The organism is Actinoplanes sp. G11-F43, from assembly GCF_050589265.1.
Classification (GTDB): domain Bacteria; phylum Actinomycetota; class Actinomycetes; order Mycobacteriales; family Micromonosporaceae; genus Actinoplanes.
In genome coordinates this window covers 605,181-629,374 of the sequence record NZ_JBNZCE010000017.1, presented here as the reverse complement: position 1 = coordinate 629,374, position 24,194 = coordinate 605,181, and the positions used below count along the sequence as shown (strand labels likewise).

The window sequence follows — 24,194 nt, the reverse complement described above, 5'->3', positions numbered from 1 at the left end:
CCAGATGCGCGACCGCGCCCAGGCCCTGTTGATCGACCTGGACGGCGTGCTGCGCCGCTGGGACCCGGCCCCGATGATCGCCGTCGAGGTGAAGTACGGCCTCACCCCGGCCGCGCTGCTGGAGACCTCGATGTCGTGGGATCTCTACCAGCCCGCGATGGCCGGCGAGATCACCCACGCGGAGTGGATGCACCTGGTCGCCCAGCGGCTGCCGCTGGGCGAGGAGGAGGCCGCCGCGGCGGTCGCCGAGTGGCAGGAGTACCGCGGCGAGCCCGACCCGGAGGTGCTGGCCTTCGTCCGCGAGGTGCGGGCCGGCGGCCGGAAGGTCGGTCTCGCCACCAACGCGACCGATCTGCTCCCGGCCGACCTGGACCTGCTCGGGCTCACCGGCGAGGTCGACCTGGTGATCAACTCCTGGGACCTGAAGATCCACAAGCCGGCCCCGGACTACTTCGCCAGGGCCTGCGAGGCGATCGGCGCCCTGCCCAAACACGTGCTGTTCGTCGACGACGACGACCGGGTGGTCCGGGGCGCCCGGTCGGCCGGCCTCTCCGCGTACCGCTGGGCCGGCCCCGAACACCTGCCTTACCTGCGCAAGGTGCTCGACCTGCCCTCCGGGGCGTAGTCGACCGACGCGACGTCGTGCAGGCCACCGTCCTTCGTGGTGCCCTCGATCCGGGCGGTGGCCCGCCGGCCGTCCAGCCGCAGCGTGCCGACGGCGTTGCCGAAGTACGGCCCGGCCAGCCGCTTCCAGCGCAGCGCCGGGCGCGGCACCGAGGCGGTCTTGGACAGCCCTCGGGCCACCGACGCCACCGCCCGCGACCAGGCGATCCGCATCAGCGGCCGCATCGGCAGCGGCACCTCGTTGTGGATCGGCGAACAGGTCAGCTGGAAGACCGGGGTGGTCATGGCGTGCCCGAAGTCGGCCCGCGCCACGTACGAGTGATGCACGTCACCGGAGAGCACGCTGATCGAGGCGGGCGCGGCATAGGCGCCACCGGCCCCGATCCGCTTCCCCTCGGCCAGGTCACCCTCACCGAGCCGGCGGAACAGCTCACCCAGCGCGGCGAACGACTTGCCGAACGCCGCCCAGTGCTCCAGGTCGAAGGCCCGGCGCACCTTCTCACCGAACGCGGCGTACCGCGGGCGCGCCGACTCGGCGACCTGCTCGTTCCACGCCTCCAGGTAGTGGATGGCCGGTGGCATCAGCCACGGCAGTGACGAGCCCACCACCAGGTGGTCGTAGTCGCCGTGGGCCTGGTCGACGAACCAGTTCCACTCGGCGGCCGGCAGCATCGACCGGGCGCCGGGAGTCAGCACCCGGTTGCAGCGGTTGTCCAGCACCACCAGGCGGGTGCGGCCCAGATCCAGGGCGAAACTCCACTGGTACGGCACATCGGTGTTCTCCGCCGACTCCGGCTCGTCCACCTGGAGCCCGAACTCGTGCAGCAGATCGGTGGCGTCCTCGACCGACGTCACCTTCGCCAGCAGCGGGTCGGCGGCCAGCTCGTCCGGGCTCAGGTTGCCCAGGTGCTGATAGATCCAGTACGACGCCAGGCCGGCCGAGATCCGCTCCCGCCACCACGGCTCCCGGGCCATGTCGGCACGCCAGGACGACGAGGTGTTCCAGTCGTCGATCAGCTCGTGGTCGTCGAAGATCATCACGCTCGGCACGGTGGCGAACAGCCAGCGCACCTCCGGGTCCCGCCACGACTCCAGGTAGAGCTTCGTGTACTCCTCGAAGGTGACCACCTGATCCGCCGGGCCCTCGTGCCCGGCGGCCCGGCGGCGGCGGATGAACCGGCGCACCTTCTTCGACGTCTCGTCCGCGTAGACCTGGTCACCGAGCAGCACCAGCAGATCGGGACGCGCCGCCGGGTCGGCCATCAGCCGTCGGGAGTAGGCGTCCAGGGCGTCCGGCGGCAGATTGCGCCGGCTCGACTCCGGGGTGGCCTCCCGGCACGAGCCGAAGACCAGCGACACCGGCTGACCGCTGTCGTCGGCCGCCCGGGTGCTGATCACCGAGGGCGGGTGGTCGGTGTGCTCCTCCGGCCAGACCTGACGGTCGTCCAGATAGAGGCGGTACGCGTTCGCCGACTCGGGGGCCAGTCCCTCGACCGTGACGATCGAGTAGTGGTGGCCGTACGCCGAGAAGGTCCGTGCGGACCCGGCGCCGGCCTCGTCGACCTCGACCCGCACCGACGCGGGCTCGCTGGTCTCCAGCCACAGGGTGGCGCGGGCGCCGTCGACGCGCCGCAGCACCGGGCCGATGAGCAGTTGAGCGGTCACCGGACGATACCGATGGTGTGACGCATGGGGGGTTCCTCCACACCGGGTTACAAGGGGCGTCCCATCCTCCGTCAATCCGGTCCGGAATCGCCAGTGCGCTACCTCCGCCACGTCCGGACGGCTCATCTGTCAGGATTCGGGCATGGAATACGTGGTCGCCGCAGTGATCCTGCTCGTCGTCCTGATCGTGGGCGCGGTCGGACTGGTGGTGCCGAAGATGCGGCGTCGCGATCTTCCGCCGCCGCCTCCGGTGCCCACCGTGCCGCCGGTCGATCAGGAGATTCCGCCTCTCGTCGAGAAGCCGTCCGACGTCCCGGCGCCGCCTCCGGTGGTCGTCGAGGAACCGGCGCCGGTCGTCGTGGAGCCGGTCCTCGACAAGCCGGAGCCGACCGCCGGACGGATGGTCCGGCTGCGCGCCCGGCTGGCCCGCTCGCAGTCCGCACTGGGCCGTGGCCTGCTCAGCGTCCTCTCCCGGGACCACCTGGAGGAGGAGGACTGGGAGGAGATCGAGGAGAGCCTGATCACCGCGGACGTCGGGATCGAGGCCACCCAGGTGATCGTCGAGCGGCTCCGGGAGCGGGTCCGGGTGCTCGGCAGCCGGACCGTCGCCGAGGTGCGCGAGCAGCTGGTCGAGGAGCTGGTCGCCGCTCTCGAACCGGAGATGGACCGCGGCCTGAGGACCGCACCGCACGAGGGCCGCCCGGCGGTGGTCCTGGTGGTCGGGGTGAACGGCGCGGGCAAGACCACCACCTGCGGCAAGATCGGCCGGGTGCTGATCGCCGACGGCAACAGCGTGCTGTTCGGCGCGGCCGACACGTTCCGGGCCGCGGCCGCCGACCAGATCCAGACCTGGGGTGAGCGGGTCGGCGCCGAGACCGTGCGCGGCCCGGAGGGTGGCGACCCGGCCAGCGTGGCGTTCGACGCGGTGAAGCGGGGGATCGAGACCGGCATCGACACGGTGCTGATCGACACCGCCGGCCGGTTGCAGAACAAGGTCGGCCTGATGGACGAGCTGGGCAAGGTCAAGCGGGTGGTGGAGAAGCACGGGCCGGTCGACGAGACCCTGCTGGTGCTGGACGCCACCACCGGGCAGAACGGGCTGGAGCAGGCCCGGGTCTTCACTGAAGTGGTGGACGTCACGGGTGTGGTCCTGACCAAGCTGGACGGCACCGCCAAGGGCGGCATCGTCATCGCCGTACAGCGCAAGCTGGGCATTCCGGTCAAGCTCGTCGGCCTCGGCGAGGGCCCGGACGATCTCGCCCCGTTCGAGCCGAGGGCCTTCGTCGAGGCCCTCATTGGTTCGGACGCGTAGTCTCACAGGAGTCGTGTGAGATTCGGGAGGCCGTGAGTGACGCAAGAGCCGGTGCGCGAGATTCCGCTGCACGGCGGCAACGTCAGTACGGTCTCCCGGATCGGTGACACGGTCCGGCGCAACGCGGGGCCGTGGACACCCGCCGTGCACGCCCTGCTGCTCCACCTGGAGCGGGTCGGTTTCACCGGCTCGCCGCACGCCCTCGGGATGGACGAGAAGAACCGTGAGGTCCTCTCCTACCTCGACGGCGAGTGCGGGGAGTACCCGCTGGCACCCCACTGGGTGACCGAGGAGGCGCTGGTCACGGTGGCGACCATGCTGCGGATGTTCCACGACGCGCAGTATGGGTTCGTCCCCCCGCCCGGCTCGGTGTGGCGTTCGTTCGGCCCGCCCCCGCCGGACACCGAGGTGATCTGCCACCACGACGCGGCGCCGCACAACGTGGTCTGGCGGCCGGACGGCACCCTGGCGCTGATCGATTTCGACCTGGCGTCGCCGGGCTCACGGCTCTATGACGTGGCGTACGCGGCGTGGACCTGGGTGCCGCTGTTCAGCGACCGGGATTCGTACACGCTGGGCTGGAAGCGGCCCAACCGGCCGCGCCGGCTGCGGCTGTTCGCCGACGCGTACGGGCTGATCCCCCGGGACCGGCACCGTCTGGTCCGGACCATCCGGAAACGGATCGTCGACCACGTCGAGGGCATCCGCCGGATGGCCGCGGCCGGTGATCCGGCGTTCGTCCGCATCGTGCACAAGGGCCACCTGCGCCGTCCGATGCGGGACCTGAGGCTGCTGGACTACGAGCGGCACACCCTGGAGTACGCCCTCCGTTGAGCCTGTGAGGGTTTCTTCACACGCCGGAAACACCCCGTCACTCACCGGTAATCGCCCCAGGCCGGTGCGCGAAACAGCGGACCGGAAAGCTTCCGCGCATCCGGCCAGGGGCGATGTAGCCACGCTGCGCCGCGAGAAGGGGTTCCGACTTTAGGAGGCCGGCGTGCCTGAACCGACTATTGATACCGGCAACACCGCCTGGCTGCTCATCTCCAGCGCGATCGTGTTGCTCATGACCCCTGGCCTGGCGCTGTTCTACGGCGGCCTGAACCGGTCCAAGGGTGTTCTGAACATGATCATGATGAGCTTCAGCGCGATGGGGCTCATCTCCATTCTGTGGTTCTTCTACGGATTCTCTCTCGCCTTCGGGTCCGACGTCGGCAGCGTGATCGGCAACGTCGGCGACTACCTGGGCACCAAGACCTTCCTGGGTGAGGGCGACCTGTGGGGCGCCTCGGCCGAGAACCCGAGCGGCACCGGCATCCCGCTCTACGTCTTCATGGCGTTCCAGATGATGTTCGCCATCATCACCGTGGCCCTGATCAGCGGCGCGATCAGCGACCGCGCCAAGTTCGGCGGCTGGCTGGTCTTCGCCGGCGCCTGGGCCACCCTGGTCTACTTCCCGGTCGCCCACTGGGTCTGGGGCGGTGGCTTCATCGGCGCCGGCCTCGGCGCGCTGGACTTCGCCGGCGGTACCGCGGTGCACATCAACGCCGGTGCGGCCGCGCTGGCCCTGGTCATCGTCCTGGGCAAGCGGGTCGGCTGGCCGCGTGAGGCGATGAAGCCGCACAACGTGCCGTTCGTCGCGCTCGGCACCGGCCTGCTGTGGTTCGGCTGGTTCGGCTTCAACGCCGGCTCCGAGCTGACCGCCGACGCCGTCACCGGTCTCGCCTTCCTGAACACCCAGCTCGCCACCGCCGCCGCGATCCTCGGCTGGCTGATCGTCGAGAAGATCCGCGACGGCAAGCCCACCCTGGTCGGCGCCTCCTCCGGTGCGATCGCCGGTCTGGTCGCCATCACCCCGGCCTGTGCCTTCGTCGCCCCCTGGGCCGCCGCCCTGCTCGGCCTGGTGGCCGGCGCGGTCTGCGCCCTGGCCATCTCCCTGAAGTACAAGCTCGGCTTCGACGACTCGCTCGACGTGGTCGGCGTGCACTTCGTCGGCGGCTGGATCGGCTGCCTCTGGATCGGCCTGTTCGGCACCAGCGACGTGAACGCGCTGGTCGAGAACCAGGGCCTGTTCTACGGTGGCGGTGTCACCCAGCTCGGTGTCCAGGCGCTCAGCGCCCTGATCGTGACGGTCTACTCGTTCGCCGTCGCCTTCGTCCTGGGCTTCGTGATCAACAAGACCATCGGCTTCCGCCTCGACAAGGACGCCGAGGTCGACGGGATCGACCTGGCCGAGCACGCCGAGAGCGCCTACGACTTCACCCCGGCCGGCGGCAGCGGTGGCGGCGCGTTCGCGATGGCGGGCATCAAGCCCGCCGGCAAGACCGAGACCGAGGACGACGCCCCGGTCTCCGAGAAGATCTCCGGTTAAGTTCTGATGGCTGCACCGATGGAAGGACTGAGCATGAAGCTGGTGACCGCAGTCATCAAGCCCTACCAGCTCGACGCGGTGAAGGAGGCTCTGCACGCCCTGGGCGTCGCCGGTCTCACCGTGAGCGAGGTACAGGGTTACGGACGGCAGAAGGGCCACACCGAGGTGTACCGGGGCGCCGAGTACACCGTGGAGTTCCTGCCCAAGATCAAGGTCGAGGTGCTGACCGACGAGATCGACGTCGAGAAGATCGTCGACGCCGTCGTCACCGCCTCCCGGACCGGCAAGATCGGTGACGGGAAGGTCTGGGTGACCACCGTGGACGAGGTCGTCCGGGTCCGCACCGGCGAGCGCGGCCTCGACGCCCTCTGATCCCATGACGAACCCGTTGAGTGAGCCGCCGGCCCCGCCCGCACGTCCGGCCGCGGGCGGCTCACTCGACGAGCTCAAGCGTCACATCGGTGCCGCCGCCCGCGACGAGCGGTCGGCGGCGCTCGACGTCTGGCTCCAGAGCCTCTTCCCGTCCCACCTGCCCGGGGTCAGCCTGATCGCGGTGGGCGGGCTCGGCCGGCGCGACTGCGCCCCGTACAGCGATCTCGACCTGGTGCTGCTGCACAACGGCACCGCCGGGATCGACCGGATCGCCTCCTCCCTCTGGTACCCGATCTGGGACGCCCGCCTCGGGCTGGACCACTCGGTGCGTACCCTCCCGGAAGCCCTGTCCGTCGCCCACGACGACGTGAAGGTCTCCCTCGGCCTGCTCGACGCCCGGCACGTCGCCGGCGACGCCGCCCTCTCCGCCGAGTTGATCGCCGCCACCTCCGACCAGTGGCGGCGCACCGCGGTCCGGTTGATGCCCCAGCTCCGGGAGCTCACCACCAGCCGCTGGACCAGCCACGGCGAACTCGCCTTCCTGCTCGAGGGCGACCTGAAGGAGGCCTGCGGCGGCCTGCGCGACATCACCCTGCTGCGCGGCATCGGCCGGGCCGGCGTCGCCGACACCATGCGCCCCGCGGTCCGCGCCGCCACCCTGCGGCTGCTCGACACCCGCGACGCCCTGCACCTGGCGGTCGGCCGGAGAGTCGACCGGCTGGTCGCCCAGGAGCGCAAGGCGGTCGCCGACCTGCTCGACATCGAGGAACCCGACACCCTGCTGCGCCGGGTCTCCGGTGACGCCCGGACCATCGCGCACGCGGTGGACGACGCCTGGCGCGCCGTGGACCGGCTGCGCGGTGGCCGCCGCCGCACCGGCCCGGCCGCTCCCTCCACCCGCCGGCCGGTCGCCCGCGACGTCGTCGAACACGACGGCGAGCTGGTCCTGGCCCGGACCGCCATCGGCCCGGTCCCGGACCCCAGCCTGTCGCTGCGGGTGGCCGCCGCGGCCGCCATCGTCCGGCTGCCGATCGCCCGGGCCACCAGCGAGTGGCTGGCCTCGTTCTGCCCGCCGCTGCCCACCCCGTGGCCGCCCGCCGCCCGGGCCGCCCTGGTCTCGCTGCTCGGCTCCGGACCGGGCCTGCTGCCCGCCTGGGAGACCTGCGACCGGTACGGGCTGATCGACGCCTGGCTGCCCGAATGGGCCCGGATGCGGGGCCTGCCACAGCACCACCCGATCCACCGCTACACCCTGGACCGGCACCTGGTGCAGGCCGCCTACGAGGCCACCGCGCACACCCGCGAGGTGGACCGCCCCGACCTGCTGCTGATCGGCGCCTTCCTGCACGACGTCGGCAAGGGCCTGCCCGGTGACCACAGCGTGGTCGGCGCGCCGATCGCCGCGAGCATCGCCGCCCGGATCGGCCTGCCACCCGCCGATGTCGCCACCGTGGCGAAGATGGTCCGGCTGCACCTGCTGCTGCCGGACGTCGCCACCCGGCGCGACCTGAGCGACCCGAAGACCATCTCGGCCGTCGCCGAGGCGGTCGGCGACACCCAGACCCTGCACCTGCTGCACGCCCTGGCCCGCGCCGACTCGCACGCCACCGGCCCGGCCGCCTGGTCGGACTGGAAGGGCCGGCTGATGGCCGAACTGGTCGACCGGGTGCACACGCTGCTCGACACCGGCGTCCTGCCCGGCCCGCCGGAACCCGACCCGGAACTGCTCGACGGCGCCCTGCCGGTGGTGCACCTGGACGGCGACCGGGTGGCGGTGGCCGCGGCCGACCGGCGTGGGCTGCTCGCCGGGGTGGCGGCCTGCCTGGCCATGCACCGGCTGGACGTGGTGGCCGCCGACACGGCCACCGTGGACGGGCGGGCGATCGTCGAGTTCTACACCCAGCCGCGCTACGGATCCCCGTACGACCCGGTCTCGCTCACCGCCGACCTGCGCCGGGTCGCCGCCGGGGACGTCTCGGTGACCCAGCGGGTCCGGGCCCGTGCGATGAGCGCGCGCGGCGGGACGGCCTCGCCCCGGGTGGTCTGGCAGCGGGACATCGCCACCGACGCGGTGGTCCTCGAACTGCGTGCCGCCGACTCGCCCGGCCTGCTCTACCGGGTCACCCATGCGCTCGACGAGGCCGGTGCGGAGATCCGCGCGGCCCGCATCTCCACTCTCGGCGGTGACGTGGTGGACGCGTTCTACCTGGTCGGCGCCTGGTCCTCGGCGGACGACCGGGACCGGGTGCGGGCGGCGGTGCTGGCCGCCGTCTGACGGCGGCCGCGCGATCAGACGGTCCGGCGGCCCGGTCCCGGCCGCGGGGAACGTCACCGTACCGTCGTCCCGGCGTTGATCCGAAAGGACAATTGCCGCGGTACGGACGGAGAGTCGATGGCTGAGGCGCAGCCGGTCGGATTGCTGGACGATCACGTCACCCTCGCCGGTGCCGGGGCCGCCGTGTCGCTGCCGAACACCGCCATGCGGAACCGGTCGGTGGCGGCCCGCCGGGTACTGGCCCGCGCCGCCGGGATCGGCCTGGACGAGGTGCTGGCCGCCGCCCGCCGGGGCGACACCCGCCGGATCCGCCGGCCGGTCGACCCGGAGCTGCTGGCCGGGCTGGCGCAGACCATCGCGCTGCAGGACGAGCTGCCGGAGGACCGGGCCGACGCGCTGGCGCTCTACGCGCTGATCCGCACCGGCCGGGGCGCCGCCGCGCTGCCACCCGCCCACCAGGCCCTGCACGTGCAGCTCGTCTACGCCTGGCAGGGGCCGGCCAACGCCCGGCAGCTGCTCGGCGCCTACCGGAACCTGCCCGCCGCGGCCCGGCAGACGCTGGAGATCGACCTGGCCAACCCGCACGCCGGCGGCCCGGCCGAGGAGGAGACCTGGCTGGCCCGGTTCGGCGCGCTCTTCCCGGAACCGGCGCCGATGCTGGCCGCGGCCCCCGAGTCGGTGCCGTTCGACCGGCTGACCGGGGCGGCCGGACGGCCCGCCGAGACGGCCGGGGAACGGGTCACCGTGGTGGTCACCGCGTACCGGCCGGGGGAGGGACTGCTCACCGCGGTCCGGTCGATCGCCGCCCAGTCCTGGCCGGACCTGGAGATCGTGGTGGTGGACGACGCCTCGCCGCCCGAGTACGACGCCGTCCTGGCCACCGCCGCGGACCTGGACCCCCGGGTCCGGCTGATCCGGATGCCGGACAACGGCGGCACCTACGCGGCCCGCAACACCGGCCTGGCGGCGGCCCGCGGCGAGTACGTCACCTTCCAGGACTCCGACGACTGGTCGCATCCGCGCCGGATCGAACGGCAGATGGCCCCGATGCGTGCCGACCCGTCGGTGATGGCCAGCCTCTCCGAGGGGATCAGCGTCTCCGACCAGCTGGTGATGACCCGGCCGGGCATCCGCCGGGGACGGGTCAACGTGTCGTCGCTGCTGATCCGCAGAGAGCCGGTGATCAGCCGGATCGGCCGGTTCGACCCGGTCCGCAAAGCCGCCGACTCGGAGTTCTCGGAGCGGATCCAGGCGGCCTTCGGCCCCGGCGCGGTACGCCGGGTCGCCGAGCCGCTGGCCCTGATCCGTCTCTCCGAGGGGTCGCTGTCCCGCGCCGAGATCCGTGCCTACTGGATGCATCCGGCGCGGACCGCGTACATGTCGGCGTACCGCTGCTGGCACGCCTCGGCCCGCCCACCGCATCTGCCGCCGGACGGCGACCGCCCGTTCACCGCCCCGGCCCACCTGCGCGGGCGCACCGAACCCCGCCGTCATGACGTGGTGGTGGCCGCCGACTGGCGGTTCCTGGCCGGTGTTCAGCGATCGGCGCTCGCCGAGATCCGGGCGATGCGCGCGGCCGGGCTGTCGGTGGCGGTCCTGCACCTGGAGGCGCTGCGCTCGGTGCACCGGCAGCGGCGGTCGATCGGCGCCGACGTGCAGCGGCTGATCAACACCGGTGAGATCGACCAGGTGCTGGAGACCGACGAGGTGACCGCCGGGCTGCTGCTGGTGCGGCAGCCCGAGGTGCTGCAGTTCGCGCCCGAGGACGGCTGCCGGATCCGCCCCCGAAGGCTGCTGCTGGCCGCCGGCCGGGGCCCGGCCCGCCCGGACGGCAGCGATCACCGGTACACCGTGGAGGCGGCCGGTACGGCGGCACGACGGCTGTTCCAGGCCGGCCCGCTCTGGTGCCCGGCCGGACCCGGCGTACGGGAGACGCTGTCCGGCGCCGACCTCACCGACTTCGACCTGCCGCCGGTCGCCGAACCGCAGGACGTGGCCCGCCCGCTGCCCGGCCCACGCGGCCCGGCGGTGGCCGGCACCGACCTGTGCGACGCCGGTGAGTGGCCCGGCGACCTGGCGGCGGCCCTGGCCGTACCCCGCCGGTGTGTGGACGCCGACATCCGGCTGCGCCTGCCGGACGGGACCCGGCGCCCGGCCGGCCTGCCCGCCTCCTGGCTGGTCTACCAGCCCGCCGACCTGGACTCCCGGACGTTCGCCGCCCAGCTCGACTTCTACCTGCACTTCCCGCCGGAGAACCAGGACCGGGTGCTGTCCCGGCCGGCCCTGGAGGCGGCCGCGACCGGCTGTGTCGTGCTCGTCCCGGAACACCTCGCCGGCGTCTTCGGCGAGACCGCCCTGCCCTGCGCGCCCGGCGACGTGCCGGCCCTGATCGACCGGCTGCGCACCGAACCCGGCCGGTACGCGGCACAGAGCATCCGGGCCCGTACCGCGGTCGCCCGGGACCACCAGCCGGCCCGGTTCGCCGAACGGATCGCCGGCCTGCTGGGGTCCGCGCTCCCGGCACCCGCGCAGCGTAGGCGTAACGGGTCCGGGCCCCGCCCCGTTACCTCGGAGGAAGTGCACCGATGAGGAGTTCCGCATGAGCAAAATGAGCCGAGTCCGCCGCCGGCTGCCGCGCCTGACCGGCCCGCAGGCCGGGGTGCTGTCGGCCGCCGGTGTCCTGTGCGCCGGCACCGCGGCCGCCGCCCTCCTCGGGCACCCCGGGATCGCCACCGCCCTGCTCGCCCTGCTCGGCGGGGTCATCGTGGCCGGCATCCTGCTGCTGTTCCGGCGCCTCGCCAAGGTGCAGCGGGCCGGGCTGGCCGCCCAGCGGGACCTGCGGACCACCGTCGAGGAGATGCAGCGCCGCCTGGTCGCGGCGGTGGAGCGGGAACGCCTCACCGCCGGCGACCGGCACCTGGAGCTGGCCGAGGCGATCGCCCGGGTCAAGCAGATCACCGACCGCAAGGCGGCCGCCACCCAGCTGCTGGCCCTGCCCCGCGAGTTCGAGGCCACCGTCCAGCTGTTCCAGGGCTTCACCCCGCGCGCCCCGATGCCGTCCTCCGGCGACTTCGCGCTCAACCCGACCGACCTGCTGGAACTGCTGCACCTGGTCCGGACCCGCAAGCCGCGCCTGGTGCTGGAACTGGGCAGCGGCACCTCGTCGGTGTGGATCGCCTACGTGCTGGAGAAGACCGGCGGCCGGCTGATCTCACTCGACCACGACGCCGGATACGCCGGGCGGACCCGGGCGGCGCTCGCCGCACACGGACTGGAGAAGGTCGCCGAGGTCCGCGACGCCACGCTCACCCCCGTCGACATCGACGGGCGCGACTACCCGTGGTACGACCCGGAGACCCTGACCGACCTGCACGACATCGACTTCGTGCTGATCGACGGGCCGCCCGCGTCGACCGGGGCGGACGCCCGCTACCCGGCCCTGCACATGATCGAGAAGCGGCTCGCGGACCGGGCCACCCTCGTCTTCGACGACGCCGGGCGCCCCGACGAACAGGCCGCCATGGCCGCCTGGACGGAGCGGTTCGACGGGCTGACCCGAGAGGGTGAGCTGCTCGGCCGGCACGCCGTACTGGCCTTCGCCCGGCCGCCCGCGTTGGCTGCCACCCACGCCTGATGACCGTCACGCTGACCCGGCGCCGCCCTCGACCGGCGCCGGGCGCCGCACCGCGCGCGTACCGGGGTGACATCGAAGGACTGCGCGCCGTCGCGGTCCTGCTGGTGGTCCTCGCCCACGTCGGCGTACCCGGCCTGGCCGGCGGATTCCTCGGCGTCGACGTGTTCTTCGTCGTCTCCGGCTTCCTGATCACCGGCCTGCTGCGGCGGGAACTCGAAACCACCGGGCGGCTCGACCTGGCCCGGTTCTACGCCCGGCGGGCCGTCCGGCTGCTGCCGGTGGCCACCCTGGTGATCGTGGTGACCCTCGCCGGCGCCTGGTTCTGGGCGCCACCGATCCGGTTCACCGCCTTCGCCGGCGACGCCCTCGCCGCCGCCACCTGGACCATGAACCTGCGCCTGGACACGGCCGGCACCGACTACTTCGGCGACCCGGTGCCGTCCCCGTTCCAGCACTTCTGGTCCCTCGCCGTCGAAGAACAGTTCTACCTGCTCTGGCCCCTGCTGCTGCTGGCCCGCAGCCGGCTGCTGCTGGTCGCCGTCACGGTCGCCTCGTTCGCCTGGTCACTGCACCACCTGTCGTACTTCGGCTCACCCGGGCGGGCCTGGGAACTCGGCGCCGGAGCGCTGATCTCCCTGATCGCCTGCCGCCGGCAGCCCTGGCTCGGCTGGGCCGGACTCGCCGTCGTGGTGGCCGGGGCACTCACCGTCGACCAGACCACCCGATGGCCCGGACTCGCCACCCTCATCCCCGTCCTCGGCACCGTCGCCGTCATCGCGGCCGGCGGCAACCGGCTCTTGGAGACCGCACCCATGCGGTGGCTCGGCCGGATGTCGTACGGCTGGTATCTGTGGCACTGGCCGCTGCTGCTCGCCGCCCCCGACGGCCTGGCCGCCCGCACCGGCGCCGTCCTCGCCGCGCTCGCACTGGCCGTGGTCAGCCATCACCTGCTGGAGAACCCGGTGCGGCATCACCGGATCTGGACCGTACGGCCGCGCCGTGGTCTTCTCCTCGGTCTCGGCCTGGCCACCACGGCCGCCGCCGTCGCCGGCGCCGGCATGCTCCGCCCGCCACAGATCCCGGCCCACGGCAGCGCCCCCGACGCCGACCGGGCCGTCGCCGCAGCCGGCGACCCGTCCGCCCGGCTCACCCGCCTCCTGCATGAGGCGACCAGCGCCACCGACCTGCCCCGCAACCTCACCCCCGCCCTCGACGACGTGGCCGACCAGCGGCTCGCCCCCCAGCGCGACGGCTGCCACGTCGGTCTGACCGGGCCGTTCCGGCCCAGGAGCGACTGCTCATACACCAGCGGTACGCGTACCGTCGTCCTCTTCGGTGACTCGCACGCCCTCCAGTGGTTCCCCACCCTCGACGAACTGGCCCGCAAGAACCGCTGGCGGCTCTACAGCTTCACCCGCAGCTCGTGCAGCCCCGCCGGGATCGCCCTCGACGAACGCCGGGCACAGAGCCGGTACACCGCCTGCGACGACTGGCGGACCCAGGTGATGGCCCGGATCGCCCAGCTCCGGCCGGACCTGCTGGTGGTGTCCTCCAGCGTCAACTACCGGCAGGTGCTGACCGGCGCCCCCGCCGACCCCGACGCCGTCTGGCAGACCGGCTGGGCCCGCGGCCTCACCGCCCTGAAACGCTCCGCCGACCGGGTGGTGCTGCTCGGCGACACCCCGTTCCTGAAAGTGGCTCCCGCCGACTGCCTCAGCCTCAACGCCACCAACGTGTCCGGCTGCGCCGACCCCCGCGACGAGATCCTGCCCGAACCCCGCTGGCGGGAGATCCAGCTGGCCACCGCCGACGCGGTCGGCATCCCGGTGGTGGACCCGGTGCCGTGGCTGTGCGTGGACCGGTGCCCGCTGGTGGTCGGGGACACCATGGTCTACCGGGACAGCAACCATCTGACCGAGGCGTACGCCCGCCTGGTCGCCCCCGTCATGGAGACCCGCCTGCCACGCCTGACCGGTTAGGGGCGAGCCCTCGGCGGGGGACGGCGGGTCCGCGTTCACCCGGCCGGGTCCGCGCCGGGACCGTCGCATTCGCCCGGCGGCCGCTGGGCGGCCCGGAGTGGCGCCCGCGTCGCGTGGTGGGGGCGGGGGATCCCGGGTCGGCGGGAAGTGGCCGATCGTACGGAAAATGTCTCAGTCTCCGGCGAAGGTCCACCGTGAGTTGAGCGCATAGTTAAGCCCCGGGATCAGCAGGATCGCCACCGCCTGGGCCAGCGGGAACGGGGCGCCGAGCCGCCCACCGCTCCAGAGGATCACGGTGTTGAGGGTGAACGCCGCCGCCGTGACGGCGAGGAACCGCGGGCCGGTGACGGCGTGCCCGGCGCCGGGGGTGAAGACCCAGGCGCGCTGCAGCAGGTAGGACACGGCGACGCTGGCCGCGAATCCGGCGGTGGAGGCGGGCACCGCCGGTATCCCGAACAGGGTGACCCCGGCGAGCCCGACCACGAAGTGGGTGACCGCGCTCAAACCCCCGCTGACCGCGTAACGGGCGAGGCGGGCCAGGCGGGTCAGCTGGTCAGCGTTCGGCACGCTGTTCGACCACCCAGCGTTCGGGTGCGACGGGCTGTTCGGGGACGACGGCTCCGGCGCCGGATCGTTCCCGGATCAGGTACCGGGGGCGGCCGCGGACCTCCTCGTGGATGCGGGCCAGGTATTCGCCGATGACGCCCAGGCCGATCAGGACGAAGGTGCCGGTCACCAGCAGCAGCAATATGACCGTGGTGAATCCGGCCACCGAGCCGCCGCTGACCCAGCGGACCAGGGTCTGTACCCCGAGGACCGCGGCGAACAGGGCGAATCCGAAGCCGGCCAGGGTGACCATGTGCAGGGGCGCGGAGGTGAACGAGGTGAGCCCGTTGACGGCGAGCCGGGCGAGGCCGCGGGCGGTCCACCGGGAGGCGCCGCCTTCCCGGTGGTCGATCTCGACCTCGACGGTGGCCCGGGTGAAGCCGATCCAGCTGCTGGTGCCGCGGAAGAACGACGAGTGTTCGGGCATCCGGGCCAGGGCGTCCACGGCGGGGCGGGCGAGGAGCCGGAAGTCGGTGGCGTCGACCAGGTCGACCCGGGTGAGGCGGGTGAAGGTGCGGTTGAACAGTTTCGCGGAGAGCCGGTTGCCGAGGGACTGGCCGGTGCGGTTGCGTTTGACCGCCTCGACCACCTGGGCGCCGTCCTGCCAGCGGCGGACCATCGCGGGGATCGCCGACGGCGGGTGCTGGAGGTCGGAGTCGATGACGACCACGGCGTCGCCGCCGGCGTGTTCGAGGCCGGCCAGCAGGGCCGCCTCCTTGCCGAAGTTGCGGGACAGGCGCAGGCCGCGGACCCGGCGGTCGAGCAGGGACTGCCGGCTGATCCGGGACCACGAGTCGTCGGCGGAGCCGTCGTCGACCAGGACGAGTTCGAAGTCGATCTGCGCGGCCTCCAGCACCTCGGTGAGCCGGGTCACGAACCGGTCGACGCCCGGTCCCTCGTTGTAGATCGGCGCCACCACCGAGATCATCGGGCCGTCCTCTCGCAGAACGGCACGCCGGCCAGGGTCCGGGAGGCCACGTCGAGGGAGTCGGCGTAGCGGGTCTGCAGGAACGGTTTGCCGGCGTTGGCCGTGATCGCCTCGTCGAGGAGCGCGCACCGGCGGGCGTTGCCGTCCGGGCCGGGTTCGAAGGCGGCCATCGCGGCGGAGAGCCGGGTGTCCAGCCGGGTGGCCGGGACGGCGGCGGCGGTGTCGGCGTAGGCGTGGTTGGCGGTGGCCGAGACGGTGCCCCAGAGCACGGTGGCGGCCAGGATCCCGATCGCGATCCGGCGCCTGGTCATCAGCAGCAGGGCGACGGTCAGCAGCATGCCGCCGGGCACGGTGAGGGCGGAGTCGCGCCAGCCCTGTTCCCACAGTTCGCGGCCGGTCATCGCGGCGCGCACCGCGACGCTCAGGGTGGCCAGCAGGGCGCCGGAGAGCAGGATCACCAGGGCGACGGCGGCGAGGCCGGCCAGCTCCCGGTTCGCCGGGCGCGGGGCTTGTCTCAGGAGCTTGCCGGTACGCACGGCGAGCACCCCGAGAACGATCAGCACGACCACCGGCACCAGCCCCCACAGCCAGGTCCCGTCGGCGCCGGTGGTGGCGGCCCGCCACTGCAGCGGTGGCAGCCAGGCGGTCATCCGGACCGGCAGCAGCAGGATCGACCGCCCGTCCACGATCAGGTCCGAGCCCTGGTAGCAGCCACCGCCGGCGCAGAATCCGCGGATGATCCAGCGGACCGTGCCGAACACCGGCAGGAATCCGGCCCAGAGCAGGGCGGCGAACCGGAATCCGGCGCCGCGGAACAGTTCCCGCGCGGTCAGCCCGAGCACGAACCGGCCGCGCAGCAGCACCGCGGCCCCGGCCAGTGGGACGGCGAAGTAGGCGGGTTCGTTGAAGACCGCCAGCGCGGCCCCGGCGGCCACCGCGAGCACCCCGTGCCACCAGCGGAACCGGTCCAGCCGGCAGGCCGCCGCGGCGACGGTGAGGACCAGGGCGGCGGTGCTGAAGTAGAGGCCGCCGAAGAGGACCGTGGTGCTGTCCGGCCCGGCCGCGACGAATCCGGCGCCGACCGCGTACGGGATCAGCAGCGCCACCACCGACGGGGTGGAGCCGAGCAGCCGGCCCCGGTTGAGCACGCTCTCGGCGAGGAGCACGGCGGCGAGGGTGAGCACGATCGCGGCGAGGACGGAGACGGCCCGCAGCATCACCGCGGCGGGTAGGCCGAGCTGCTGCATGCCGGTGAAGGCGAGCAGGTCGAGGCTCTTCTCCAGCATCCGGCCGAGGGGGCGGAAGTTGCCCAGCCGCAGGTAGGCGTCGCCGCTGGCGATGGTGTGGGTGACGATGGCGGCCGGGTCGTCGCGGAACATGCCGCCGTGCCAGTAGACGTTGAACCGGTGGTCCCGGGTGGGTGCGACGGCGAGCAGTGGGGTCAGTACGGCGAGCGGGACGAGCACGCACCGGCGGGCCACGTGACCCCACAGCCGCGGTGCCCCGGACTGCTGCGGTACCGAGACCGACAAGTCCGGAATTATCGTTGTCTGGGCCGTCATGTCTGCTGCAACGACTCCCGTACCGGCGGGGTTGTGTCCAGCATCTGCGGCAGTGTCGGCGGTCTCTCCGGGTCGACGAAGCTCACCCGGGTGGCGCCGTGCTCGGCGTACAGCCGGGACAGCCGCTCGGACAGCACCACGTCCCACGGCTGATCCGGGCGGTGCCGCTCCCAGGTCTGCCGGTCCGGCAGGTACTCCAGGATCAGCCCGGCCTTGCGCAGCAGCGAGAACTCCGGATTGTCGGTCAGCACCACGGCCCGGTGATCCGGCTCCACCAGCACCAGCCGGCGGACCGTCTGCACGAACTCGCGCAGGGTCGGCAGATCCAGCCCGATGGCCACGTACAGCCGGGCCGGCAGTGGCCGTTTGGCGGCGGCCCGCCGCTGTGGAACCCCGCGGCGGGCCCGGCGCATCAGCCGGATCGGATCCCGGGCCAGGCTCACCAGCCCGCGGCCCAGCCGGTAGGAACCACTGCCCCGCAGCCTGCGGACCGCCTCCCGCTCCTGGTCACGCTCCCCGGCCAGCCCGTCACAGCGGTCCCGCCAGGCGTCCCGCTCCTGCTCGATGGTGCGCAGCCGGACCACCAGCGACTGCAGCTCGTCCTCGTCGGGCATCAGCTTCCCGCCTTCTCGGTCAGATCGGCCAGCCAGTCCGCGGCGTCCCCGGCGCCGTTGCGGCGGGCCACCTCCGCGCAGCGGCGGCTCAGGGCGTCCCGGACGTCCGGCCGCACCGCGCGGGCCAGCACCCGGTCCAGATCGTCGCCGTCCGGATCCTCCACGATCAGTGCCGCACCCGCGGCCGCCGCGAACCGGGCCCGGCTGACCTGGTCGTCCAAGGCGGTCTCCCGGTTCGGTACGAAGACCGCCGGGATGCCGAAGGCGATCAGCTCATGGAACGAGTTGTAACCCGAAGCGCTCACCACCAGGTCGAAACCGCGCAGGTATCGACTGATCGGGTAGACCCGCACCACCCGGGTGCCGGGCGGCTGCGGCATCGGCTCGGTGGCGATCGCCGACTCGGCCAGCACCACCTGGAACCCCGCCGACCGCAGATGCCGGGCGATCCGGGCGGCCGGAGACGAGATGTCGTTGATGTTCCCGGCGCCCAGCTGCAGCAGCGCCGCCGGCCGGCCCGGCTCCAGCTCCAGGACCGTGCGGGCCTCCTCCGGCTCGACCAGGTCGCCCGGGTCCAGGTAGGTGATCGGGCCGACCAGGCGTACGCCGTCCCGGTCCGCGACCGTCGCCCCCTCGTCGGCCGGCTCGGCGAACTCGCCCGGCTCCAGCACGTGATCGAAGACCGGCCGGCGCTCGATCCACTCGGCGCCGACGTCCCGCCGCCACATCGGCCGCCGCACCCACACCCAGGTCACCTCCGGCCGGGCCCGGGCGGCCGCCACGATGCCGTCGTGCGGGACGCTGTCCACCGCCACCACGGCCGGGCGGTGCAGGTCGATCAGATGCTCCAGGCGGCTGCGCAGCAGCTCGGTCCAGTTCTGCCGGGGCAGGCCGAGGACACCACGGGACGGGATGTACTCGGTGAGGAACCCCTCCCGGTGCGCCACCGACGCGCCGTGCGACTGGGTGGCCACCACCACCGGGGTGTCGCCGGGCAGCCGCCGGCCGATCGCCATCAGCCGGGACAGGTGGCCGAGACCCACCCCGTTGTCGCTGACCAGCAGCACCGCGCGCGGCGGGGCCGGCGGTGGGCCGGCCAGCGCCGGCGGCTGCGGTGCGCCGGCCCGGACCCCGCGGTCGGCGAGCCGGGCCAGGTGGGACGGGTAGCCGTACCGGGACTCGATGAACTCCCGCCCGTGCAGCACGATCTGCCGGTACCGCTCCCGGTCCGCCCACAACTGGCGGACCAGCGGAAGCACCCCCGCCGGGGTGGTGTAGAGCGCGGCGTCGCCGAACAGCGGCCGGAAGTGCTCACCGACGATCACCGGCACCCCGGCGGCCATCGCCTCCATGATGGTGCGGCCGAACGCCTCGATCAGGTCCGGGTCGTGGAAGTAGACGAAGAAGTCGATCCCGTGCAGGAACGCGGCCGGCTCGACCGTGCCGAACTCGACGATCTCCCAGTTCGCCGGTCTGCGGCCGAGACGTTCCACGGCCAGCTCACCGCCGCCGAGGATCCGGACCCTCACTTCCGGATCGATGGGGTACGCCTGGAGCAGCTCCTCACGGGTCCGCGGCCACTTCACCGGATCCGGCCGTCCGTGCCGCCCGATGACCGGGGGCCGCCCGGTCCCGCCGTCCGGCGCCCGCCACCACTCCGACCCGTCGATGATCTCGTGCCAGTCGGCCGGGGTGAGCACCGCCGACGGATCGGCGCGCAGCACCTCCTCGCGGACCCGCGGACTGATCGGCGCCCATTCGATCCCGGCGCCGAACAGCTCGGCCACCCGATCCCGGACCTCGGCGTACCGGTAGTAGCGGGCCGGATCCCCGGCATCCCCCGGAGCCTGGTTGAGCACCATCACCGCCCGGCCGGAACGCACCCGGGGCAGCACCGCCGGATCCTCGGTGAAGATCCGGGGCTGGCGGACCACCAGCAGCCGGGCGGTCACCTCCTCGCCCTCGGACGCCAGCACCGCCGAACCGTCCCGGATCAACGCGACGATCAACGGGTGGAACGGGCGCTTCGCCTTCAGATGCGGCGACCGCACATGGACGAGCACCGTGGTCAGCCCGGCCCGGGCCTGGGCGCGGACCTCCGCGGCGATGCTGGCGGAGGTGCCTCCCGGATAGCGGAAGTCCGAGAGGATCGCCACGTCGTACACGGTCGCGGTCATGGTCACCTCAACGAACCGTGAACCCCCCGCGTCACGCACCCCACCCCCGGCGCGTTGATCCGGACGAGCTCTGAGGGGGGTCATTGCGCAGGCAGCACACCACACCGGACGCGTACGGCACCGACCTGCTGGAACGTCACTGGCGGAACCTGACCGCCGGGTCGCCCGGCGGCCCGGCCGCGGCGGCTCTGCACACCCGCTCGGCCTCGGCCCGCGCCCTGCTCGCCTGGGCCGCGGCCCGCCGGCCGGCCGACGAGCTGGTCGCCGCCGCCCGGGAGGGCCGGCTGTTCCCGGACGCCGACCCGTGGGCGCTCGGCGAACTCGCGCGGGTGATCTCGCTCCAGGACCTGTACCCCGGCGACCGGGGCGAGGGCCTGGTCCTCTTCGACTCGCTGCTGCGCACCTTCGGCCCGGCCGGGGTGGCGCCCGAACACCAGGGGCTGCACGCGCAGATCGCGTTCGCGACCGGCGACCTGGTCCGGGTGGCCCGGCTGCTGGCCGACTACCCGGACGTGCCCGCCCCGATCCGGGAGGCGCTCGGCGTCGACCTGTCCACCCGGGAGGAGTGGGCCGACCGGTTCACCGCCCTGCTCCCGGCGCCCGGACTCGACTTCGGCATCGACGCCGGCACCCTCTTCGACCGGATCGACTCCCCGGCGGTGCCCCGGCACGGGTCGGCGCACCGGATCAGCACCATCGTCACCACGTACCGGCCCGGACCGGAACTGATCACCGCGGTCCGCTCCCTGGTCGCGCAGAGCTGGACCAACCACGAGATCCTCGTCGTCGACGACGGCTCCGGCGCCGGCTACGAGGAGGTGCTGTCCCGGGCGGCCGCGCTGGACGCCCGGGTGCGGATCATCCGGATCCCGGCGAACAGCGGCACCTATCGGGCCCGCAACGCCGGACTGGACCTGGCCAGCGGCGAATTCGTCACCTTCCAGGACTCCGACGACTGGTCGCACCCGCTGCGCCTGCAACGCCAGGTCGCCCCGCTGCTCGCCGATCCGGCCCTGTTCGCGACCACCTCCGCCGCCATCCGGGTCACCCCCGACCTGGTGATCACCCGGCCCGGGTACGCCGAGTTCCGGTCGTACAACCTGTCGTCGGTGATGATCCGGCGGGAGACCGCCCTGGACCGGCTCGGCTACCTGGACCCGGTCCGCAAAGGCGCCGACGCCGAGTACGTGGAACGCGCCCGCGCCGTCTTCGGCCGGCCCGCCGTCCGGCACCTCGGCAGCGAACCCCTCGCCCTGATCCGGCTCGGCGCCGGCTCACTGTCCAGCGCCGACATCGGGCCCGGCTGGATGAGCCCGGCCCGGCACGCGTACCTGTCCGCCTTCCAGGCCTGGCACAGCCGGGTCGCCGACGGGCTGGAACCGGCGGTACGCCCGCGCAACCCCCGGTTCCGGGCCTTCGCCGCCCCGCGCGGCCTGGCCGGCGACGCCGGACTGCGCCGGTCCAGCTACGACGTGATCGTGGCCGGCGACTGGACCACCCGCGGCGACACCGACTGGCCGGTCGCCGAACGGGTCCGCGCCCTCGTCGAACCCGGCCGCACCGTCGCCGTCCTGCACGTGGACACCCCGGCCGGCGTCGCCGCCGGCCGCCCGCGACTGGACCCCACCCTCCAGCAGATGATCAACGCCGGGGTGGTCGACCAGGTGGTCCTCGCCGACGACATGCACGCCCGCCTGGTCCTGGTCCACCATCCGGCGATCCTCGGGTACGCGCCCGGCACCCCGTCCGGAGTCCGCGCCGGCCGGGTGGTGATCGAAGCCGACCCGGCCTGGCTGCCCGCCGCCGCCCACTGCGCCGCCGAGGCCCGCCGCCTGTTCGGCGTCGAACCACACTGGGCACCCACCGACCCGGCCGGCCGCGCCACCCTCACCGGCGGCGACGTCATCACCCGGATCGCCGCCGTCGACATCCCCGGAACCGTCAGCCCCCGCCGGTGGCGCCTGCACCGGTCCGGCCCCCGTGCCGACCGCCCGGTCATCGGCCGCGTCCACTCCGGCGGCTCGGCCGACTGGCAGCGCCTCACCGCGACCCTCGGCGGCACCACCGGCCTGGACGTCCGGATCCTGGCACACACCCCGCCGCCCGGCCCCGCCCCCGACGGCTGGCTGGTCTACCGCCCCACCGACGTGGACACCCGCGGTTTCCTGCACCAGCTCGACTTCTACCTGTACCTGCCGTCCGAGGAGCCGGCCGCGGCCACCTGCCCGGAGATCCTGACCGCGATGGCGGCCGGCTGCGTCCCGGTCCTGCCGCCCGGCCACGCGGTCGCGTTCGGGCCCGCCGCCCGGTACGCCGAGCCACCGGACGTGGCCGCCACGGTGACCGCCCTGCGCCAGGACCCGGCGGCGATGCTGGCCCAGTCCGCGCGGGGCCCGGCCTTCCTGGACCGGAACCACCGCCACACCCACTACGCGGACGCCGTCGCCACCCTCCTGAACCCGCCCCCCACCACCGGCGACGAGGTGATCACCGGCGAGATCATGCTGGCCCTCCCGTCGGGCGAGGTGGTGGCCCTGCCGACCCCGGTGACCTCGTAGCGGGAGCCCGGGTCGTGTGCCGGGCTGTGGCTTGAATCGAGCCACAGCCCGGCACACGAACGGAGGTCCTGACGCGGAGAGCTCTTCGGCGCCCGCCTCCGCCGCCGGCCCTCGGTGTGGTGGCCGGTGAGGGGCCCGCATGAGCGGGCGGCGGGGGACGGTCGGGAGGGGACGCCGACCGTGGCCGCCAGATGGCACGGGGCCATCCGTGATCCGTACCGGAGCGGGTTCTCAGAGGCGGTGGGCCTCGCGGACCGTGGTGACGCCGCGGGTGTCGAAGAAGCGTTTCGCGATGCGGGCCAGGTGGTCGGGGTCGTAGTCGCGGTGGTTCTGGACCAGGATGACCAGGTCGGCGGAGGCGGCGGCGCCCTCCAGGTCGTCGGTGCGGGAGACCGGCACGCCGTCCAGGTCCCACGTCGTCACGTGCGGGTCGTGGTAGGCGACGGTGGCGCCGAGGGCCGACAGTTGCCGGGCCAGCGGGGCGGCGGGGGATTCGCGCTGGTCGGCGATGTCGGGCTTGTAGGTGATGCCGAGCAGCAGGATGGTCGCTCCCCGTACCGCCTGGCCGTCGGTGTTCAGGAGGTTCTGCGCGCGCCTGGCGACGTACGCCGGCATGGTGGTGTTGATCTCCTGCGCCAGCTCGACGAACCGGAACGGGTAGCCGAGCTTGGTGCGCACGTTGTGGGAGAGGTAGTTGGGGTCGATCGGGATGCAGTGGCCGCCGACGCCGGGGCCGGGGTAGAACGCCTGGAAGCCGAACGGTTTGGTGGACGCCGCGTGGATCACGTCCCACAGATCGATGTCCAGTTCGTGGCAGAACCGCGCCATCTCGTTGACCAGCGCGATGTTGACGTGCCGGTAGGTGTTCTCCAGCAGTTTCGCGGTCTCCGCCTCCCGGGTGGACCGGGTGCGGACCACGGTCTGCACGAACCGGCCGTAGAACGCGGCGGCCGAGTCGGTGCACGGCGGGGTGTAGCCGCCGACCACCTTGGGGGTGTTGTGCGCGCCGTACACCGCGTTGCCCGGGTCGATCCGTTCCGGGGAGAACGCCAGGTGGAAGTCGATGCCCGCGGTCAGTCCGGAGAGGTTCTCCAGCAGCGGCCGGACCTCCTCGTCGGTGGTGCCGGGGTAGGTCGTCGACTCCAGCACCACCAGCGTGCCGGGGCGCAGGTTGCGGCCGATCGCCGCGGTGGCGCCGAGGACGGCCCGCAGGTCCGGCCCGTCGCCGTCGGACAGCGGCGTCGGTACGCAGATCACCGCGGTCCGGGCCGGTCCGATCAGGGTCTCGTCGGCGGTGGCTCGGAATCCACCGGTCAGCATCGCGCCCACGTCGGCGTCGCTGAGGTCGTCGACGTGTGAGCGGCCCGCGTTGAGCGCGTCCACCACGGTCTCGTCGACGTCGAAGCCGAGGACGGTGAGGCCGGCCCGGATCGCCTGCTGTGCCAGGGGCAGCCCGACGTACCCGAGTCCGAGGATGACGACGTCGTAGCTCAAGGTGGTCTCCTTCATGAGAGCAG

At 73.2% G+C, this 24,194-nt stretch carries 17 protein-coding genes; 10 read left to right on the top strand and 7 right to left on the bottom strand.

Annotated elements, in window-relative coordinates:
- The first annotated feature begins 4 nt into the window (after positions 1–4).
- The gene (locus tag ACQ0O7_RS21705) at positions 5–625 is read left to right on the top strand and encodes an HAD-IA family hydrolase (RefSeq protein WP_430783958.1); all 621 of its coding nucleotides are present in this window, start codon (positions 5–7) and stop codon (positions 623–625) included.
- On the opposite strand, the gene ACQ0O7_RS21700 is transcribed toward ACQ0O7_RS21705, so the two are convergent.
- Positions 586–2,289, bottom strand: a complete 1,704-nt coding sequence (locus ACQ0O7_RS21700; protein ID WP_430783957.1) for an alkaline phosphatase D family protein — start codon at positions 2,287–2,289, stop codon at positions 586–588. The two genes, ACQ0O7_RS21705 and ACQ0O7_RS21700, sit on opposite strands and share 40 nt — an antisense overlap.
- Before the next feature lie 142 nt (positions 2,290–2,431).
- Here ACQ0O7_RS21700 and ftsY point away from each other — a divergent pair, with 142 nt between their 5' ends.
- The 8 genes from ftsY (at position 2,432) to ACQ0O7_RS21660 (ending at position 14,232) form a co-directional block, all read left to right on the top strand.
- Positions 2,432–3,601: a signal recognition particle-docking protein FtsY gene (gene ftsY, locus ACQ0O7_RS21695; protein ID WP_430783956.1), complete on the top strand. Its 1,170-nt coding sequence runs from the start codon at positions 2,432–2,434 to the stop codon at positions 3,599–3,601.
- A gap of 36 nt (positions 3,602–3,637) precedes the next feature.
- Complete coding sequence (locus ACQ0O7_RS21690) at positions 3,638–4,435, top strand: aminoglycoside phosphotransferase family protein (RefSeq protein ID WP_430783955.1); 798 nt, start codon at positions 3,638–3,640, stop codon at positions 4,433–4,435.
- A 163-nt stretch (positions 4,436–4,598) separates the two neighbouring features.
- Complete coding sequence (locus ACQ0O7_RS21685; protein WP_430783954.1) at positions 4,599–5,972, top strand: ammonium transporter; 1,374 nt, start codon at positions 4,599–4,601, stop codon at positions 5,970–5,972.
- Between the two features lie 33 nt (positions 5,973–6,005).
- Entirely contained in the window at positions 6,006–6,344 is a 339-nt protein-coding gene (locus ACQ0O7_RS21680) for a P-II family nitrogen regulator (protein WP_430783953.1), read from the top strand.
- Positions 6,345–6,348: 4 nt separating this feature from the next.
- On the top strand, positions 6,349–8,619 hold the full coding sequence (locus ACQ0O7_RS21675; protein ID WP_430783952.1) for a [protein-PII] uridylyltransferase: 2,271 nt from the start codon (positions 6,349–6,351) through the stop codon (positions 8,617–8,619).
- 117 nt (positions 8,620–8,736) lie between these two features.
- Positions 8,737–11,208, top strand: coding sequence for a glycosyltransferase (locus tag ACQ0O7_RS21670; RefSeq protein WP_430783951.1), 2,472 nt, complete (start codon positions 8,737–8,739; stop codon positions 11,206–11,208).
- A gap of 10 nt (positions 11,209–11,218) precedes the next feature.
- Positions 11,219–12,253 carry an O-methyltransferase gene (locus tag ACQ0O7_RS21665; protein WP_430783950.1) on the top strand — a complete coding sequence of 345 codons (1,035 nt, stop codon included), beginning with the start codon at positions 11,219–11,221 and terminating at the stop codon, positions 12,251–12,253.
- Positions 12,253–14,232, top strand: coding sequence for an acyltransferase family protein (locus ACQ0O7_RS21660; protein ID WP_430783949.1), 1,980 nt, complete (start codon positions 12,253–12,255; stop codon positions 14,230–14,232). The genes ACQ0O7_RS21665 and ACQ0O7_RS21660 overlap by 1 nt, the downstream gene beginning before the upstream one ends.
- Before the next feature lie 171 nt (positions 14,233–14,403).
- Here ACQ0O7_RS21660 and ACQ0O7_RS21655 read toward each other — a convergent pair whose 3' ends face one another.
- From ACQ0O7_RS21655 to ACQ0O7_RS21635, 5 genes are read right to left on the bottom strand one after another with little or no spacing between them, the layout of a single operon-like run.
- The gene (locus ACQ0O7_RS21655; RefSeq protein WP_430783948.1) at positions 14,404–14,799 is read right to left on the bottom strand and encodes a GtrA family protein; all 396 of its coding nucleotides are present in this window, start codon (positions 14,797–14,799) and stop codon (positions 14,404–14,406) included.
- Entirely contained in the window at positions 14,786–15,766 is a 981-nt protein-coding gene (locus ACQ0O7_RS21650; RefSeq protein WP_430783947.1) for a glycosyltransferase family 2 protein, read from the bottom strand. The genes ACQ0O7_RS21655 and ACQ0O7_RS21650 overlap by 14 nt, the downstream gene beginning before the upstream one ends.
- Entirely contained in the window at positions 15,763–17,298 is a 1,536-nt protein-coding gene (locus ACQ0O7_RS21645) for a hypothetical protein (RefSeq protein WP_430783946.1), read from the bottom strand. Before ACQ0O7_RS21645 ends, ACQ0O7_RS21650 begins: the two co-directional genes overlap by 4 nt.
- Positions 17,299–17,324: 26 nt before the next feature.
- Positions 17,325–17,942, bottom strand: a complete 618-nt coding sequence (locus ACQ0O7_RS21640; RefSeq protein WP_430783945.1) for a hypothetical protein — start codon at positions 17,940–17,942, stop codon at positions 17,325–17,327.
- A complete protein-coding gene (locus ACQ0O7_RS21635) occupies positions 17,942–20,119 on the bottom strand; it encodes a glycosyltransferase (RefSeq protein WP_430783944.1) in 2,178 nt (725 codons plus the stop codon). Before ACQ0O7_RS21635 ends, ACQ0O7_RS21640 begins: the two co-directional genes overlap by 1 nt.
- Positions 20,120–20,202: 83 nt before the next feature.
- Here ACQ0O7_RS21635 and ACQ0O7_RS21630 point away from each other — a divergent pair, with 83 nt between their 5' ends.
- Entirely contained in the window at positions 20,203–22,677 is a 2,475-nt protein-coding gene (locus ACQ0O7_RS21630; protein WP_430783943.1) for a glycosyltransferase family 2 protein, read from the top strand.
- Positions 22,678–22,908: 231 nt separating this feature from the next.
- On the opposite strand, the gene ACQ0O7_RS21625 is transcribed toward ACQ0O7_RS21630, so the two are convergent.
- Positions 22,909–24,186 (bottom strand): nucleotide sugar dehydrogenase, encoded by a 1,278-nt coding sequence (locus ACQ0O7_RS21625; RefSeq protein WP_430783942.1) that lies wholly within the window; start codon positions 24,184–24,186, stop codon positions 22,909–22,911.
- Between the last annotated feature and the right edge of the window lie 8 nt (positions 24,187–24,194).

What these genes read in the sequence shown, in the direction of transcription:
- ACQ0O7_RS21705 (WP_430783958.1), top strand. Translation starts at nt 5, where the DNA reads ATGCGCGACCGCGCCCAGGCCCTGTTGATCGACCTGGACGGCGTGCTG.
- ftsY (WP_430783956.1), top strand. Translation starts at nt 2,432, where the DNA reads ATGGAATACGTGGTCGCCGCAGTGATCCTGCTCGTCGTCCTGATCGTG.
- ACQ0O7_RS21680 (WP_430783953.1), top strand. Translation starts at nt 6,006, where the DNA reads ATGAAGCTGGTGACCGCAGTCATCAAGCCCTACCAGCTCGACGCGGTG.
- ACQ0O7_RS21675 (WP_430783952.1), top strand. Translation starts at nt 6,349, where the DNA reads ATGACGAACCCGTTGAGTGAGCCGCCGGCCCCGCCCGCACGTCCGGCC.
- ACQ0O7_RS21670 (WP_430783951.1), top strand. Translation starts at nt 8,737, where the DNA reads ATGGCTGAGGCGCAGCCGGTCGGATTGCTGGACGATCACGTCACCCTC.
- ACQ0O7_RS21665 (WP_430783950.1), top strand. Translation starts at nt 11,219, where the DNA reads ATGAGCAAAATGAGCCGAGTCCGCCGCCGGCTGCCGCGCCTGACCGGC.
- ACQ0O7_RS21660 (WP_430783949.1), top strand. Translation starts at nt 12,253, where the DNA reads ATGACCGTCACGCTGACCCGGCGCCGCCCTCGACCGGCGCCGGGCGCC.
- ACQ0O7_RS21650 (WP_430783947.1), bottom strand. Translation starts at nt 15,766, where the DNA reads ATGATCTCGGTGGTGGCGCCGATCTACAACGAGGGACCGGGCGTCGAC.
- ACQ0O7_RS21640 (WP_430783945.1), bottom strand. Translation starts at nt 17,942, where the DNA reads ATGCCCGACGAGGACGAGCTGCAGTCGCTGGTGGTCCGGCTGCGCACC.
- ACQ0O7_RS21635 (WP_430783944.1), bottom strand. Translation starts at nt 20,119, where the DNA reads ATGACCGCGACCGTGTACGACGTGGCGATCCTCTCGGACTTCCGCTAT.
- ACQ0O7_RS21625 (WP_430783942.1), bottom strand. Translation starts at nt 24,186, where the DNA reads ATGAAGGAGACCACCTTGAGCTACGACGTCGTCATCCTCGGACTCGGG.